General features: G+C 73.4%; 15 protein-coding genes. 7 read left to right on the top strand and 8 right to left on the bottom strand.

What is annotated here, in order from left to right; all coding sequences use genetic code 11:
* The first annotated feature begins 198 nt into the window (after window positions 1–198).
* Window positions 199–2925, top strand: coding sequence for a SpoIIE family protein phosphatase (locus IE178_RS07635; protein ID WP_438874354.1), 2727 nt, complete (start codon window positions 199–201; stop codon window positions 2923–2925).
* 144 nt (window positions 2926–3069) lie between these two features.
* The gene (locus tag IE178_RS07640; protein ID WP_184762751.1) at window positions 3070–4434 is read left to right on the top strand and encodes an FAD-dependent oxidoreductase; all 1365 of its coding nucleotides are present in this window, start codon (window positions 3070–3072) and stop codon (window positions 4432–4434) included.
* A 117-nt stretch (window positions 4435–4551) separates the two neighbouring features.
* Here IE178_RS07640 and IE178_RS07645 read toward each other — a convergent pair whose 3' ends face one another.
* The 5 genes from IE178_RS07645 to IE178_RS07665 all read right to left on the bottom strand — a co-directional run bounded on the left by IE178_RS07645 (window position 4552) and on the right by IE178_RS07665 (window position 9547).
* Window positions 4552–6921 carry a glycoside hydrolase family 65 protein gene (locus tag IE178_RS07645; protein WP_193511706.1) on the bottom strand — a complete coding sequence of 790 codons (2370 nt, stop codon included), beginning with the start codon at window positions 6919–6921 and terminating at the stop codon, window positions 4552–4554.
* Between the two features lie 348 nt (window positions 6922–7269).
* A complete protein-coding gene (locus IE178_RS07650; RefSeq protein ID WP_184762749.1) occupies window positions 7270–7644 on the bottom strand; it encodes a roadblock/LC7 domain-containing protein in 375 nt (124 codons plus the stop codon).
* Between the two features lie 171 nt (window positions 7645–7815).
* Window positions 7816–8328: a roadblock/LC7 domain-containing protein gene (locus IE178_RS07655; protein WP_193511707.1), complete on the bottom strand. Its 513-nt coding sequence runs from the start codon at window positions 8326–8328 to the stop codon at window positions 7816–7818.
* Window positions 8329–8366: 38 nt separating this feature from the next.
* Window positions 8367–9146, bottom strand: coding sequence for a hypothetical protein (locus IE178_RS07660; protein WP_193511708.1), 780 nt, complete (start codon window positions 9144–9146; stop codon window positions 8367–8369).
* Complete coding sequence (locus IE178_RS07665; protein ID WP_184762746.1) at window positions 9143–9547, bottom strand: hypothetical protein; 405 nt, start codon at window positions 9545–9547, stop codon at window positions 9143–9145. Before IE178_RS07665 ends, IE178_RS07660 begins: the two co-directional genes overlap by 4 nt.
* Window positions 9548–10009: 462 nt before the next feature.
* Here IE178_RS07665 and IE178_RS07670 point away from each other — a divergent pair, with 462 nt between their 5' ends.
* A complete protein-coding gene (locus IE178_RS07670; protein ID WP_193511709.1) occupies window positions 10010–11170 on the top strand; it encodes a hypothetical protein in 1161 nt (386 codons plus the stop codon).
* A gap of 596 nt (window positions 11171–11766) precedes the next feature.
* Here the strand turns inward: IE178_RS07670 and IE178_RS07675 are convergent.
* Entirely contained in the window at window positions 11767–12882 is a 1116-nt protein-coding gene (locus IE178_RS07675) for a hypothetical protein (RefSeq protein ID WP_193511710.1), read from the bottom strand.
* A gap of 220 nt (window positions 12883–13102) precedes the next feature.
* Here IE178_RS07675 and IE178_RS35765 point away from each other — a divergent pair, with 220 nt between their 5' ends.
* The 4 genes from IE178_RS35765 to tgmB all read left to right on the top strand — a co-directional run bounded on the left by IE178_RS35765 (window position 13103) and on the right by tgmB (window position 15076).
* Complete coding sequence (locus IE178_RS35765; protein ID WP_318279897.1) at window positions 13103–13231, top strand: hypothetical protein; 129 nt, start codon at window positions 13103–13105, stop codon at window positions 13229–13231.
* A 206-nt stretch (window positions 13232–13437) separates the two neighbouring features.
* Window positions 13438–13764 carry a YkvA family protein gene (locus IE178_RS07680; protein WP_184762743.1) on the top strand — a complete coding sequence of 109 codons (327 nt, stop codon included), beginning with the start codon at window positions 13438–13440 and terminating at the stop codon, window positions 13762–13764.
* 120 nt (window positions 13765–13884) lie between these two features.
* Window positions 13885–14076 (top strand): putative ATP-grasp-modified RiPP, encoded by a 192-nt coding sequence (gene tgmA, locus IE178_RS07685; RefSeq protein ID WP_184762742.1) that lies wholly within the window; start codon window positions 13885–13887, stop codon window positions 14074–14076.
* Between the two features lie 16 nt (window positions 14077–14092).
* On the top strand, window positions 14093–15076 hold the full coding sequence (tgmB, locus tag IE178_RS07690) for an ATP-grasp ribosomal peptide maturase (RefSeq protein ID WP_193511711.1): 984 nt from the start codon (window positions 14093–14095) through the stop codon (window positions 15074–15076).
* 20 nt (window positions 15077–15096) lie between these two features.
* Here the strand turns inward: tgmB and IE178_RS07695 are convergent, their stop codons facing one another.
* A complete protein-coding gene (locus IE178_RS07695) occupies window positions 15097–15312 on the bottom strand; it encodes a hypothetical protein (RefSeq protein ID WP_184762740.1) in 216 nt (71 codons plus the stop codon).
* Between the two features lie 172 nt (window positions 15313–15484).
* Window positions 15485–15958, bottom strand: coding sequence for a hypothetical protein (locus tag IE178_RS07700; protein WP_193511712.1), 474 nt, complete (start codon window positions 15956–15958; stop codon window positions 15485–15487).
* Window positions 15959–16104 lie beyond the last annotated feature (146 nt).

A 16104-nucleotide genomic window follows, 5' to 3' on the forward strand; every position in this document is an offset into this window, starting at 1 on the left:
CCGGGGTGGCCCGGTCATGGAACGCGCGCGACCTTCGGGGGACGAGTCGCGCGCTGGGGGGAGGGTCGCGCGCGGTCAAGGGGGGACGGCCGCGCGCGACCCGCGGCCCGGTCACGAGGCGGTGATCCGCCGGTCGAGTGGGGGCCGCCCCTCGCCTCGCGTGGCGCGGCAGTGTAGACATGGCACATGGTCCGACTCATGGGTCGATCCCAGACCCGGTCGCCCCTGCGGCCCGGCGCCGCCGCGTCCGTACGGCGCCGACGGGAAGCGAGCGGCCGCTCGCGGTGGCGTCCGGCGGCGGTACTGCGGTCGGTGCTGAGCGGGCGCAGCGTCGCCGGACAGGTGTTCGTGCTGCACCTGATGATCGTGCTGCTGCTGGTGGTGGCCGCTGTCGTGGCACTGGTTCTCCAGGTGCGCAGGGACAGCACGCAGGAGGCCCGCCATCGCTCGCTCGCCGTCGCCGAGACCTTCGCGAACGCGCCGGGCGTCGTCGAGGCGCTGGACTCCCCGGACCCCACGGCCGTGCTCCAGCCACGCGCCGAGGCGGCCCGCGAGCAGGCGCACGTCGACTTCGTCGTCGTCATGAACACCGACGGCATTCGCTACACACATCCCGAGCCGGACCGCATCGGCAAGAAGTTCGTCGGCACCATCGCGCCCGCGCTGGCCGGAAAGCCGGTGGTGGAGGAGATCGAGGGCACCATCGGACAGCTGGTGCAGGCGGTGGTGCCGGTGGAGGATCCCGACGGCACGGTGGTGGGCCTGGTGTCGGCGGGCATCACGACCGAGCACGTCGGAGGGGCCACGGAGGACCAGCTGCCGCTCGTCCTGAGCGCGGCGCTCGCCGCGCTCGCCCTGGCCACCGCGGGCGCCGCCCTGGTCAGCAGACGGCTGCTCCGCCAGACCCACGGCCTGGGCCCGCACGAGATGACCCGGATGTACGAACACCACGACGCGGTGCTGCACGCGGTGCGCGAAGGGGTGATCATCGTCGACGGGGACGGGACCCTGATGCTCGCCAACGACGAGGCGCACCGGTTGTACGACCTGCCGGGGGACGCCGAAGGCCGGCACGTACTGGACATCGGCCTCGATCCCGGCACCGCCGACCTGCTGTCCTCGGGACGGGTCGCCACGGACGAGGTGCATCTGGTGGGCGACCGGCTGCTGGCGGTCAACCAGCGGCCCACCGACCGCGCGGGCGGCCCGCCCGGCAGCGTCGCCACGGTGCGCGACTCCACCGAGCTGCGCGCCTTGTCCGGCCGGGCCGAGGCGTCCCGCGAGCGGCTCAACATGCTCTACGACGCGGGCGTGGGCATCGGGACGAGTCTGGACGTCACCCGCACCGCCGAGGAGCTCGCCGAGCTGGCCGTGCCCCGGTTCGCCGACTTCGTCACGGTCGACCTGTTCGAGTCGGTGCTGTCCGGCGGCCACCCGGACGCGGCCGCCACGCTGCGCCGCACGGCCATGACGGGGATCGCCGAGGACGCCCCGCTCTACCCCAAGGAGGAGAAGATCCGCTGGGTCGGGTCCTCCCCGCAGTCCCTCAGCCTCACCACCGGCCGGCCGGTCCTGGAGCCGCGGCTCGGCGAGGCGCCGGGCTGGCAGGCACAGGACCTCGAGCGCTCCGGACAGATCGTGGAGTACGGCATCCACTCGCTGATCACGGTTCCGCTGCGGGCCGGCGCCCTGGTACTGGGCGTGGTCAGCTTCTGGCGGTCGCGGAAGCCGGAGCCGTTCGACACCGACGAGCTGGCCCTGGCGGAGGAGCTGGTCGCCCGGGCCGCGGTCTCCATCGACAACGCCCGCCGCTACACGCGCGAGCACAGCATGGCGGTGACGCTCCAGCGCAGCCTGCTGCCGCGCACGCTGCCCGAGCAGAGCGCCCTGGAGATCGCCTACCGCTACCTTCCCGCGCAGGCCGGGGTGGGCGGGGACTGGTTCGACGTCCTGCCGCTGTCCGGCGCCCGGGTCGCGCTGGTGGTCGGCGACGTCGTCGGGCACGGCCTGCACGCCGCGGCCACCATGGGGCGGCTGCGTACGGCGGTGCACAACTTCTCCGCGCTCGACCTCCCGCCCGAGGAGCTCCTCGCCCTGCTCGACGAGCTGGTCGTCCGCATCGACCAGGACGAGACCCCGGACGAGCACAGCGCCCCGGTCACCGGGGCGACCTGTCTGTACGCCGTCTACGACCCGGTCTCGCGGCACTGCACCGTCGCCCGCGCCGGGCACCCCCCGCCGGCCCTGGTCCGCCCCGACGGCAGCGTGGAGTTCTGGGACGTGCCCGCCGGCCCTCCGCTGGGACTGGGCGGACTGCCGTTCGAGTCGGCCGAACGGGAACTGCCGGAGGGCAGTCGGCTGGTCCTCTACACCGACGGGCTGGTCGAGGACCGGCGGCACGACATCGACGTCGGCCTGGAGGAGCTGCGCGAGGCCCTGTCCCGGGCCGGCGACTCCCCGGAGGACACCTGCAGGGTCGTACTGGAGTCCCGGCGGCCGGTCCGGGCCGGGGACGACATCGCCCTCATCGTGGCGCGGACCCGGGCGCTGGGCGCCGACCGGGTCGCCGAGTGGCAGGTGCCGTCCGACCCGGCGGCGGTCGGTGAGGTGCGGGCCGCGGTCAACCGGAAGCTGGCCGCATGGGGGCTGGACGAGTTGGCGTTCGGCACGGAGCTGATCCTGAGCGAGCTGGTCACCAACGCGCTCCGCTACGGCGGCGCCCCCATCCGGGTGCGCGTGCTGCGCGACCGCAACCTGATCTGCGAGGTCTACGACAGCAGCAGCACCTCGCCGCATCTGCGGTACGCGGCCATGACGGACGAGGGCGGACGGGGCCTGTTCCTGGTCGCCCAGCTCGCCGAGCGGTGGGGCACCCGCTATCTGCCCGCCGGCAAGGTCATCTGGGCGGAACAGCCCATCGGCTGAGGTCGAGCGCCCGCATAAGCACCACGGAGAGATCTCATAAGTGAGACTTATGAGCTCATAGACCGGACCCGCGTACCAGGTAAGGCATGCCTCAGTTTAGGCTTCCCATCGAGACGCCTGTCATCGCTCGAAGGGAACCTGACCATGCCCCGCCCCCTGCGGGTAGCCATCGTCGGATCCGGCCCCGCCGGGATCTACGCCGCCGACGCCCTGCTCAAGTCCGACGTGGCCGCCGAACCGGGCGTGTCCATCGACATCTTCGAGCGCATGCCGGCGCCGTTCGGACTCATCCGGTACGGCGTCGCCCCCGACCACCCGCGGATCAAGGGCATCATCACCGCCCTCCACCAGGTGCTCGACAAGCCGCAGATCCGTCTGTTCGGCAACGTGGACTACGGCACCGACCTCCATCTCGACGACCTGCGGACGTTCTACGACGGCGTGATCTTCGCCACCGGCGCCACGGCCGACCGCGCGCTGTCCGTCCCGGGCATCGACCTCGACGGCTCCTACGGTGCCGCGGACTTCGTCTCCTGGTACGACGGCCACCCGGACGTGCCGCGCACCTGGCCGCTCGACGCGGAGAAGGTCGCCGTGCTCGGCGTCGGGAACGTCGCCCTCGACATCGCGCGCGTCCTCGCCAAGACGGCGGACGAGCTGCTGCCGACGGAGATCCCGCCGAACGTGTACGAGGGACTCAAGGCCAACAAGGCCGTGGAGGTCCACGTGTTCGGCCGCCGTGGCCCGGCGCAGGCGAAGTTCAGCCCGATGGAGCTGCGGGAGCTGGACCACTCCCCCTCCATCGAGGTCATCGTCGACCCCGAGGACATCGACTACGACGAGGGCTCGATCGCCACCCGGCGCGGCAACAAGCAGGCCGACATGGTCGCCAAGACCCTGGAGAACTGGGCGATCCGCGACGCCGGCGACCGCCCGCACAAGCTGTTCCTGCACTTCTTCGAGTCCCCGGTGGAGATCCTCGGCGAGGACGGCAAGGTCGTCGGCCTGCGCACCGAGCGCACGGAACTCGACGGCACCGGCAACGTCAAGGGGACCGGCGAGTTCAAGGACTGGGACGTCAGCGCGGTGTACCGCGCGGTGGGCTACCTCTCCGACAAGCTCCCCAAGCTGCCCTGGGACATCGACTCCGGCACGGTCCCGGACCAGGGCGGACGCGTCATCCAGGAAACCGGCGAGCACCTGCCGTCCACGTACGTCACCGGCTGGATCCGGCGCGGTCCGGTGGGCCTGATCGGTCACACCAAGGGGGACGCCAACGAGACGGTGGCGAACCTGCTGGCGGACTACGCGGGCGGACGGCTGCTCACGCCCGAGTCGCCGGCCCCGGAGGCGGTGGACGCGTTCCTCGCCGAGCGCGGGATCCGCTTCACCACCTGGGACGGCTGGTACCGCCTGGACGCCGCGGAGAAGGCGCTGGGCGAGCCGCAGGGCCGCGAGCGCGTGAAGATCGTCGAGCGCGAGGACATGCTGCGGGAGAGCGGCGCGTGAGCCGTTGACCCCTGAGCGGTCGTGCCAGAGCGCCCGTTCGGTCCGGAACCGGGCCGACGGGCGCTCTTCGCGTTCCGCGCGTGAGCCGGCGCCACACGTCCCGCGGCCGGCGGACGGTCAGTCCGGTAGGACCAGCCGGTCCGTCTCGCCCGGCTGGAGGCGGACGCTCCGGTCCGGGAGGTGCACCTCGATCGGGGACCGGCCGGACGAGGGCACGGTGACCTCCAGCAGGCCGCGTTCCAGCCGCAGCCGCACGCCCCAGTGGCCGTGGTAGCGCAGGGTGAAGCCGTAGGAGGACAGTTCCGGCAGGGGCACGGGGTCGAGCCACAGGGCTCCGCCGCGGGTCTCCAGTCCGGTCAGTCCGCGCTGGACCAGATCGAGGGTGCCGGCCATGGCACCGAGGTGGATGCCCTCACCGGTGGTGCCGCCCTGGATGTCGGCGATGTCCGCCTGGAGGGCCTCCTGGCAGAACTTCCAGGCGTCCGCGCGCCGGGCCCGGGCCAGGACCCGGCCGTGGACCAGTCCGCTGAGGGTGGATCCGTGGCTGGTGCGGTGCAGGTAGTGGTCCACCGTGCGCCGCCAGGTCCGTCCGTCCAGGTCCAGGCCCAGCCGGTGGAAGAGTCCCTGGAGTTCGGCGGGTGAGAAGAGGTAGCCGAGCATCAGGACGTCGGCCTGCTTGGAGGCCTGGTAGCGGTTGACGGTGTCCCCCTCGGCCTCCAGGATCCGGTCCAGGCGCCGGATGTCGCCGTACCGGCGCCGGTAGCCGCGCCAGTCGAGTTCGGCGAGTTCGCCGTAGCCCTCGAACTGGCTGATGACGCCGTGGTGGAAGGGGACGTGGAGGGTGCGGGAGATGTGGTCCCACTCGTCGAGTTCGCCGGCGTCCAGTCCGGTCCGCTCGGCGAGTTCCCGGCGGCGCGGCTCGGTCAGGCCGCGCAGCACGTCCAGGGTGCGGCTGAGCACCCAGGCGGCCGTGACGTTGGTGTAGGCGTTGTCGTCGAGGCCCGGCTCGGCGGCGTCCGGGTAGGCGTCGTGGTACTCGTCGGGACCGACCACGCCCTTGATGCGGTGCCGGCCCAGACGCTCGTCGTAGGTGGCCGAGTCGGCCCAGAAGCGGGAGATCTGCAGCAGCATCTCGGCGCCCTTGGTCTGCAGGAACTCTTCGTCGCCGCTGGCCTCGCAGTACTGCCACACGTTGTACGCGATCGCCGATCCGACGTGGTGCTGCAGATGCGAGCGGTCGGGCAGCCAGCGGCCGGAGAGGGGATTGAGATGCAGCTTCTGGGTCTCCTCCCGGCCGTCGCTGCCGCTCTGCCAGGGATACATCGCGCCTGTGTGCCCCGCGTCCCGTGCGGCGGTGCGGGCGCGTTCCAGGCGCCGGTGCCGGTAGTACAGCAGGGCGCGGGAGACCTCGGGGAAGTGCAGGTTGAGGTACGGCAGGACGAACAGCTCGTCCCAGAAGACGTGCCCGCGGTAGGACTCGCCGTGCAGTCCACGGGCCGGGACCCCCACGTCCAGGTCCGCGGTGTGCGGCGAGAGGGTCTGCAGGACGTGGAAGAGGTGCAGCCGCAGGATGCGGCCCGCCTCGCCGGGCACGTCCAGTTCGGCGCGGCGCCACAGTTGGTCCCAGGCCGTCAGATGCGGCTGGAGCAGCGCGTCGAAGGCTCCCGCCCGGCCCACCCGGTCGACGGCTGCGTGCAGCGGGTCACTGATCGCGGGGTCGCGTGAGGTGTGCAGGGCGACGACCTTGTCGACGGTGACGGGGCGGCCGGCGGCCAGTTCCAGGCGGGTCGTCTGGAGGGCACGCGGGCGGTCGTGCCGGTTCCTGAGGGGTGTGGGCGCCGTCAGCCGGGCGGCGAGGGCGACCCGGACGTCCGAGGTGCGGGTGCGGCAGCGCAGCCACACCGTGTCCGCGGCGGACGTGCCGGTGAGCACATGGGTGAGATGGCGGCCGTCCAGATCGCGGTAGCGCGGCACCCCGGCGTTGGTGACGCCGCCGTCGAGCGCCGCCTCGATCTCCAGGGTGCCCGAGAAGCCCTGGGCGGTGAACTCGGTGCGCAGGCCCGCCAGATGGGGGTCGGCCATGTGCACGAACCGGTGCTGGCGGACGAGGAGCGCCCGTCCCCCGCCTAGCCCGTAGCGCGTTCCGCGTTCCAGCAGCCCGGAGGACAGGTGGAGGGTCTCGCCGTGGTCGAGGACGGTCGCGGTGTCGGGGGACAGCCAGGGTTCGTCCGGCAGGCGGAAGCGCAGCGGCAGCCAGTTCGGCAGGTTGACCATGTCCTCGTTCTCGACCTGCCGTCCGGCCACCTCGGAGATGAGCCGGTTGTAGCAGCCGGCCGCGTATGTGCCGGGGTAGTGCACCTCGTCCGCGGAGCACTCCGGCAGCGCGCCCCGGGTGGCGAAGTAGCCGTTGCCCAGGGTGCACAGGGATTCCCTCAGGCGCGCGTCGGCGGGGTCGTACCCCTCGTGCTCCCAGGTCCAGCCCGTCACTTCGACGCTCCTCCCGCCGACGGCCGTGGCGCGTCCTCGGACGTCCGTACGACGACGTCGACGCCGTACCGCGGCGGTCCGTCCCTCGGGCGCCACCGACGGTGAGACCCACACCGGTCGTGGGCCGGACGGCCACCACGGCCGGGCGTCGCTCACGGGTACCCCCGACGGGTGCGGGACACACACCGGCGCGGGCGTCCGCCGCCCCGCACGTTCGGCCAGGTGGCACGGCCCGTCGCGGCGAGGTCGGGGAGGTCGGGGAGGTCGGCGGGGACCGGCGCCGGGGGCCCTTCGCGCGACGTGCGGCGCGGAGGGCCCGGGCGGCGCCGGTTCCGGTCGGGGGCCGGCTCAGACCTCCAGCTCGGACTCGATACGGCGCAACTGGTGCCGCGCCATGGCGAGGTTGGCCCGGCCCGCGTCGAGCACCAGGTACAGGAAGAGGCCGTTCCCGCCACGCCCCTTGAGCAGGCGGATCAGGTGGTACTGGCTGTTCAGGGTGATCAGGATGTCCTCGATCTCCTCGTTCAGGCCCAGGTGTTCCATCGTGCGCAGTTTGGACCGTACGACGTCGGTGTTGCCGGCGGCGGCGACCTCCAGGTTGAAGTCCTTGCCGCCGCCCAGCGTGCCGAGTGCCATACCGCTGGTGTAGTCGACGAGTGCGGCGGCCGTCGCGCCGTCGATGGAGCCGAGGCATTCCTTGAGCGAGGTCTCGGTGTTCGCCATGGGAGGTGTCCTACCTTTCAAGGGTGGTTGCTCTGGTCATTCGTAAAATCGGAGGGCCCGGGGGCTCTGGGTATGGCTGTCATGGGGAAGCCGTCCTTTCCGTCGGGATGGGTGGTTCGGGCCGGCCGCCGGGTCGTGCGCAGGCGCCCGGCCGTGGGGAAAAGCCGGGGGTCAGCCGCCGGGCCGGGGCCGGTGCGTGGGCCGCTGCGGGGTCCGCACGGGGAGGGTGCCGATGCGCCGGTCCGGGTCCTCGGCGGGCGCGGGGTGGTCCCCCCTCGCGAGCCGCTCGGCGTGCCGGCCGCCGCCCGGGCCGATGTGGGTGTCCACCAGCTCCGCGATCCGGGCGCCGCTGCGGCGGCCCTCCAGATGCAGCCGGCCCACGTTGACCCGGTCGTCGGCGAGGAGGGTGAGGACGACGGTGGTGCCGGCGGCGTACGTCGCGACATAGCCCTGGCTGCCGCGGACCAGAAGTTCGCGGAACTCGCCCCGGGCGGCGGCGTCCGTCATGCGGTGCGCGACGCCCAGCGAGGCGGCGGTGAGCGCGGCCAGCCCCTCCGGTTCGGTGTCCGGCACGTCGTGGGCCAGGACGAGGCCGTCGACGGTCGCCGCGAGGGAGCCCGCGAGCCGGGGTACGCGGCTGCGGAGCCGACGCAGTTCGTCCAGCACGTCGGTCTCGACGGCCATGAGCAGTCTCCTTTCGGCTCGCTGCCGGCGCGCGCGGATCACAGAGCCTCCAGGGCGCCCAGGAGCCGTCTCAACAGCGCTGTGTCGGGCTCGTCCCATGCCGCGCCGCCCGCCCCGGGGACGGGGACGACGGGTGCGGCGGGCAGGGGTGGCGCGGGCGTGATCATTCCGTCGGCGGCCAGGCGGCGCAGTTCGACGAGGGTGTGGAAGGTGCGGTGGGCGAGGGCCGAGGCGATCTGTGCGGCGGTGCGGACGCCGTCGACCAGGGCGAGGGTGCGTGCGCGGCGGGGCGGCAGCTCGGCGGGATCGGCGCCGGGCAGACGGGCGAGCGGGGCGGTGTCGACGGCCGGATCGGGCCAGATGCGGTGCAGCAGGTCACGGCGGCGCCACGACTCGCGCAGCACCGTCGCCACCGGTACGGGGCGGACCGCGCCGAGCCAGTGGGCGGCTCCGGGGCGGAAGCGGAGCGTGGCGCCGTCGTGGGCGAGCGCGCAGTACGCGGCGTCGAAGAGCGCGCCGAGATGGCACAGCTCCAGCGCCCCGGCGGTCAGCCGCCCGCTGTCCACCAGGTGGCGGCCGACACGGTGGCCGGCCCCGGCCCGCTCGACCGCCTCCCACCAGCCGGCCGGGGCGACGGCGCCGCTGCGGGTGAGCAGGTCGCCGAGGTCGGGGCTGTACGGGGATTCGACATGGATGACGCGTCCCGCCGAGAGGTAGAAGATCCCCGACTCCGTGGAGAGTGCCCCGGTGGCGTGGTCGGCCGCGAGGGTGCCGAGCCGTTCCGGAGCGGTTGCGTCCGTGGACGCCGCCGTGGTCATCCGAGCACCAGCCGGTCCGCCATCTCGGCCAGCCGGATACGGGCCAGGGCGAGGTTGCCGTCGGCGCGGTCGAGCCACAGGTACAGGAACACCGTGCTGTCGAAGGCCGTGACGACGAACCGCAGCAGGTGATACGCGTCCGCGGTGGTGAGGATCAGGTCCTGGACGGGTGGTTGTTCCTTGCCGGACCCGGCTCCGCCCCCGTCGGCCGGTGCGAGCGTGCCGCTCTCCATGGCCAGGCGGGCGAGTTCGGCGGTCTCCGCGGCCGCGGCCTCCGCGTCACCGCCCGGTGTCTCACCCACCGCGCCCAGGGCGAGCCCGCTGATCCAGTCGGCCACCAGGGCGCCGCGCGCCCCCGGCAGGCGCATGGCTTCCAGCAGGCTCTCGTCGATTCCGGGCACGCCGGATCCCCCATTTCGCACGGCTGTACCGCGAACGTGACGTCGACGCTACGGTGTGTGCTCGATCGAGGTGAGGGCATTGGCGTTTTCCGGTGGAATATGCGGCAGGGATGGTTCACCGCTGATAGGGTCCGCGCTTCTGCCGCACGGCCGAAGGGCCAGGGCCTTGGTGTGCGACCGGGTGCGGGCAGGGCCGGCCCCGGTGCGGATGGTGGGCCGACCCTGCTCGCGGGGCCCATTGTGGTGAGTCCGTACCGCCGGGACCACGGGTGAACGGCCGTCACCGCGTGTGCGCCGCGCACACCCCGCGCGCGACACGCCGCCTGCTCGCGGCCGCATGGGGGCCGTACGGGGCGGGTAGGCGCGGGCGGGGCAGCCGCCCGACGGAACCCCCCGCCTCAAGTCGCCGGCCGACGGCGACGATACTGGCAGCAGCACGTGCCCCCGCTCACCACTGGACCCATGCCGACCTCCTCCGCAGTCCGCCCCGCAGTCCCTCCCACGGTCTGGCTCACCCGCGGCCGCCATCCGGCGACCGCGGCCGACCAGGTGCTCCGGCGCAGCCTGCGCCGGCTCAAGGACAGCCGGGCCATCGACGATTTCCTCGAACTCCCCGCATCCGGGACCGCGCACGACCTGGTGTTCGAAGCCAGGCTCCGGGTCGCCGGTGAGGTCACCGTGCGCGCCCGGCTGACTCTCGCGCCCGGCACGGACAAGGGCCGGGACTGGATGCTGGTCGCGGAGGCGGAGCAGCCCTGGGACCGCTCCTGGCCCTCCCCCGCCGAGATGTTCTGGCCGCAGGATCCGGACGCCGAGTGGTACCACGACGCGGCGACGGGACTGCGGCTGGGGGAGATCAATCCGCTTCCCGAGGACGACAAGGCCGTACGACGGCTGCTGCGGGACTGCGCGCGCGACGCGTGGCACATCCACGTCGTCGTCCATGAGGCCATGACCACGGACGCACGCGGCCGGGTGCCGCTCGCTCGCTGGCTGCCGCCGGCGCTGCGGCACCGTGTCGTGGAGCACCGGGCCACGCCGCAGCAGTCGCGGGTGGCGAACTGGGCACTGCGGGAGTTCGGTGTGGAGGTCCCGCGAGGCGGTGCGGTGGTGCTGCCCGGCGACCCGGCCCGCGAGGGTTACGACGCCGAGGCCTTCGCCGTGCGGGCGGTGTTCCTCGACGGCACGGAGCCGGGCGAGCTCGTCGACGCGGTGACCCGGTTCGACGCTCTGCCGCGCGCGCTGCCGGACGGCGCGCAGGACGCCCTGACCGCCCTCCGGGAGGACTGGCGCCTGCTGACACTCGAGGAGGAACTCGCCCGCGAGCGGGCGCTGGTGGCCATGTACGCCGAGGCCCTCGATGCCATGACGAAGTCGCGCGACCTGTACCGCGAGGCGGCCGAACGCGCCCACGAGGCACTGGCCGCGTTCCGGGACGCGCCCGATGCCCCGGGCCCCGCGCAGCCGCCCCCGCCCCGGACGTCCTCCGCCCCCTCACCCCTCCAGCACCTGACCCGCACCCTGGAACGCCTCAAGACCGGCAACACCAGGACCCGCCGCCCCTCGGCCCAGGGGGACGAACAACCGGCCCCGGAACCACAGTCGACGACGTCCGACCGCTAGGGCCTGTCCGGCCATCCGCGCCGGCCGCCCGAAGGACGGGCCCCGCGGTGTCATGGGCTCTCCCTGGTCGAGCGGAGCCGGGACTTGGGGGAGCGCGCGGCCACAAGGCGCCGGAGCGCCTCGTGGCGGCGGAGTCGCGTGGGCGGTCCGCGTTCCAGGCGTACGGGGCGGGCGGGAGCGGTCGGAAAGGCTCCTGGGACCGTTCGGAGTGCGTCGCACCGGGCAGGGGCCGGGGCCCGGCCCCTGCTCCCCACTCCCCCTGCCTCGCGGGCGCAGACGCGCCGCACCGGGCAGCGGCGCAGCTGTCCGGGGTGTGCGGATCCGGTCCCGGGCGTCGGCCCGGAAAGCCGCTCGGCCGGTGCGGTCGGGCGGCGACCGCGCCACGCGACGGGTGGTGACCCCGGTCCCGAGCGGAGAGTTGACTCCGCCGCACGGCGCGCCCGGGGCCCCCGACTCGTCCTGAGCGCCGGCGCCGGGCGGCTGCCGCCTGCCCCGGCCGTGCGGGACGGGACGCCGCGTCCGAGCGGAGTGCGGTCGCCTCACGGTCGGCCGGAGCGGTCACTCCGTCACGCGGTGGTCACTCCGTCACGCGGTGGTCACTCCGTCACGCGGTGGGCCTTCGGTTCCGGCCAGGGTGACCAGCGGCCGCCGGGGAGTGGGGATACCACCCAGAGCACCAGTGCCGCCAGCGCCAGCAGTGCGGCCGCGGCGGCGGCCGGGACGGCGAGCCACGGGGGTGCGAGGCCGAGGCCCACCGCCCGGGACAGGGCGGCCGACGGGAAGGAACCGCCGTGGGTGTGCGCCGCCGTGAGAACCGCCGGGACCACGACCGCTCCCACGAGTGCCGCCGCACCGGGGCGGACCACCAGGAGCAGGGCCAGCACCGTGCAGAGCACCGGCAGGCCGACGGCGAGGGCGTGCAGACGCAGTGGGGCACCGTCACCTCGCAGGGGGAAGTGAGTCACCGCGCACACCGCGAGGGCCACGGCGGCGAGCCAGCCCGACCAGATCACCGGCCTGACGACCGGCTCGGGCGTGCGGTCGCGGGCGGCGGCGCCGGGGCTGCGGAGCCACCGGGTGTCACGGCCGGGCGAACCGGCGGGGCGAGGGCGTCGCGTTCGAAGGCGGCCCGCCACGCGGGCGGGGGGACTCAGCCGGCCGGGCAGGCGCCCGGCCTCCGGCCTCTCGTCGCCCTCGCCCCCTGGGCGGGACGAGGCCCCCGTCACCGACCGGGCGGGGCGTTCGGGTGGCCGGTGGGCGGCCAGGCGGTCGATCAGTTCGACCAGTTCGTCGACGGACCGGCCGGTCGCGGCCGCCCGCAGTGCCTCCTCGCGGCAGTGGGGCGCCAGCGGCTCGCTGTGCAGCAGCGCCACCAGACGGGTGACGTCCTCGACGGAGCGGTGTGCCGCTGCCGCGCGGATCGCCTCGTCCGCGCTGCCGGCGTCGCGCGGCGGCCGGGTCAGCCGGGCGACGAGGCGGGTGACGTCCTCCACGGACCGGTCGATCCCGGCGGCGCGCAGCGCGTCGACCACGGCCCGCGTGTGCTCGGGCGAGCGTTCCAGCGCGGTGATGAGGTCGACGACTTCCTCCAGGGGCCGGTCCGACACGGCCACGTGCACCAGGTCGCTGACCGGATCGCCGTACGGCTTCCCGGTGACCGCGGCGTCGGCGTGCGCCGGGGCCGGCGGACCCCCGGGATCCGGCGGACCCATGGGATCCGGCGGACCCATGGGATCCGGCGGACCCATGGGATCCGGCGGACCCATGGGATCCGGCGGACCCATGGGATCCGGCGGACCCATGGGATCCACTGGATCCACTGGATCCACTGGATCCACTGGATCCACCGGGTCCGATCGGGCGGCGCGGGCGGCGCGGTCCACCACCTGGGGCCCTGAGCGTGCCGGGTCCAGCCGGTGGGTGCCGGTCGCGGTGACCGTCGTGGCGGAGGGCGGGTCCGACGCGGCCGCCTCGGTGGGTATGACCGGTTCGTTCGAGGAAGAGGACGCGGAGAAAGTGGTCATGGTCGGCTCCCTGAGGAAGGCTGATGACCAGTTCTAGGCGCCCCCGCCGCTCGCTGCCACTTGGCTGGTCCACCGGGATGACCTGCGAGGACTCGGGGTTTCGCGCGCACGCCGCGGGGCATTCGACGCTGGCGCGCATGGCCGGTCCCCGCCGTCATACCGGCGTCCTGAGCGGGAATCCGCTCGGAGACGGCTGTGTCGCCGCGAGGACCCGGCACGGGTCACCGGAAGGAGGGCGGTCCGTTGGAGACGACCCCTGTGGTACTGACCGTCGCCGCGGTCATCGCGGCCGCGTTGCTGGCCGCCGCCGTCGCCGTCCTGGTACGCCTCGTCCGCACGCGGCGGCAGTTGCGGCGGGCGGGGCTGCCCACAGGGCCGCGCTGGGTGTTCTGGGGCGCGGTCCTCTATCTGGTGCTGCCGGCGGACCTGCTGCCCGATCCGGTCTACCTGGACGACATCGGCGTGCTTCTGCTCGCTCTGCGCACCATGCGTGGCTCCCTCGGGGCGGGGGCGCCCGGCGCGCCCCCGCGGCGGCCGGCTCGGCGACCCGCCAATGATCACGCTCCGTGAGGAAACCAACCACCCGTTCGATTCGTATAAGTCTCTGGAAGCCAAAAGAAGTCGGCGGACCACGCGACGGCGCCCCGTGGGCCGTCGCCTGATCGGCGCAGCACCGACGAGGGAGAGACGATGCAACCGTTCGCGCTCAACTACGCACGTCCGGCAGTGGAGTTGGCCGTTGCCACTCCGTACGCGTATGACTCCGGACTGCAGTTGAACGTACTCGGCGACGGACGGATCGCGGCCTGCGACCTCGCGCTGTTGCGTGAGGTGGGGACGACGACGTCCACTGCGGGCTCCAAGACCCACTTCGACGACTGAACGCGGACCGTAGACCATGACCGTGCTGATCCTCACCAGTGAGGAGGATGTGACCGCCGACATGGTGGTGGTCCATCTGAACGGCTTCGGAGTGCCGGTGGTTCGCCTCGATCCCGCCGATCTGACCGACGGCGTCTCGCTGTCCGGCGAGTACGTCCACGGCCGCTTCCGCGGCCATCTCTCCGCCGGAGGACGGCTGGTGAGCATCGGCGGGCTGCGGTCCGTGTGGGTGCGCCGGCCGGGCACGCCGGCCGGCCGCGCGCCGCAGCCGTCGGCGTGGCTGACCGAGGAGGCCTCGCAGGCGCTCTACGGCATGCTGCGGGGCTGCGACGCGCGCTGGATGAACCACCCGGACGCGGCCCGGCAGGCCCGCCACAAGCCGTGGCAGCTGCGGCTGGCCCAGCGCTGCGGCCTGCCCGTGCCCGCCACGGTGATCACCACGTTTCCGCGCGCCGCGCGGGAGTTCGCCGAGCGCTTCCCGGATCTGGTGGTCAAGCCGGTGTCGGGGGCGCATCCGCAGGATCCGCCCCGGGCCGTGCCGACCAGCCGGGTGGCGCCGGACACGGACTTCTCCGCGGTCGCGTTCGGGCCGACGCTGCTCCAGCGGCGGATCGCCAAGCGGGCCGACATCCGGCTCACCGTGGTGGGCGAGCAGTTGCTGGCGGCCCGCAAGGCGACGGCCGCGGACGCGGATCCGGAGGAGGTGGATGTGCGGTTCGCCACACCCGGCTCGCCCTGGGAGCCGGTGGAGGTCCCGGCGCGCACCGCCGACGCCGTCCTCGCGTATCTACGTCGGGCCGAACTGGCGTACGGCGCTTTCGACTTCGCCGAGGACGCCGACGGGACGTGGTGGTTCCTGGAGTGCAATCAGTCGGGGCAGTTCGGGTTCGTCGAGGTGGAGACGGGACAGCCGATCGCCCGGACCATCGCCGAGTGGCTGTCCCGCCCCATTCCCGACGAACCGGCGGAGCTCGACGAGGCCAGCAGCACGGTGCGATGAGCGACCGTCACCGCACGGGGTCAGTGCGTCCTCGGTCCGGGCAGCATCGCGGCGCGCTGCCAGCCGTTGCCCGGGGACTGCGGCCGGTCGAGGCCGGGGGCGTAACCGGGGGACTGCAGAGGCCGCATGACCAGCTCCAGTTCCCTGCTCACGCGTTCGGCCTCGCGGCGAACCTGCGCGGGCACGTCGCCGCACTCCGCGATGAGTCGGTCGTAGATGGGGGAATCCTGGAACACCCGACAACGTGCCTTTCTGCTCGACGGCCCCGGTGCGGGGACGCAACTGCCGAGTGTAAGCGCCCGTCCACCGTGACGTGGGAATTCCCCGGGACGAGTGATGCGGAACGGTCACCGCGCATCTGCCGCCCAGAGCGGTGACAGGGAGCGGGGCCGGGGCGGGGGTGGGCCGTCAGGCCCCCGTCGTCGAGCCGGGGCGGACGATCATCAGGACCGTGACGGTCGCCCACAACAGGTTGAACACCCCGGTGAACATCGCGAGTTGTACGGTGCTCTGCCGGTCGACGGGCCGGTGCTCGTTCAGCTGCCCGATGAGTTCGTCCTGGCGGGGCAGCACGAAGGCGAGGAGGACGCCGGCGGCCGCGGCGGTCAGGGCGATCGAGGTGACGAGCCAGCCGTCGCCCAGGACGCCCATCGCGAGGGCGGTGGCGAGGCCGAAGAGGGGCACGACGATCCCTATGCGGGCGTAGACCCGGCAGATGCGGTGGAGCAGTGCGACGGTGGTCACGGCCGTCGCGGCGGGCCCGTCGCCCTCGGCCGGGGTGGCGCGGCGCACGGCCGGCGGGAACATGCTGGCGGCGACGGTCACGGGACCGACGGCGATGATGGCGGCCAGGACGTGGAGGGACAGCAGGAGCTTGGTCACCGGGACTCTTTCCATGGTGTGATCGGCGGTGCCGGGCTCACGCTAGATGTTCGCCGGGTGATCACCCAGAGGCTGAAACGACAGGATCCAACGGATTCCCGCCAGCCCCGCCACCACGGCTTCGGCGGCTCGTCTCCCCGTCTTCC

Origin of the sequence: Streptomyces griseoloalbus (assembly GCA_014650015.1) — a bacterium.
Taxonomy (GTDB): Bacteria; Actinomycetota; Actinomycetes; order Streptomycetales; family Streptomycetaceae; genus Streptomyces; species Streptomyces griseoloalbus.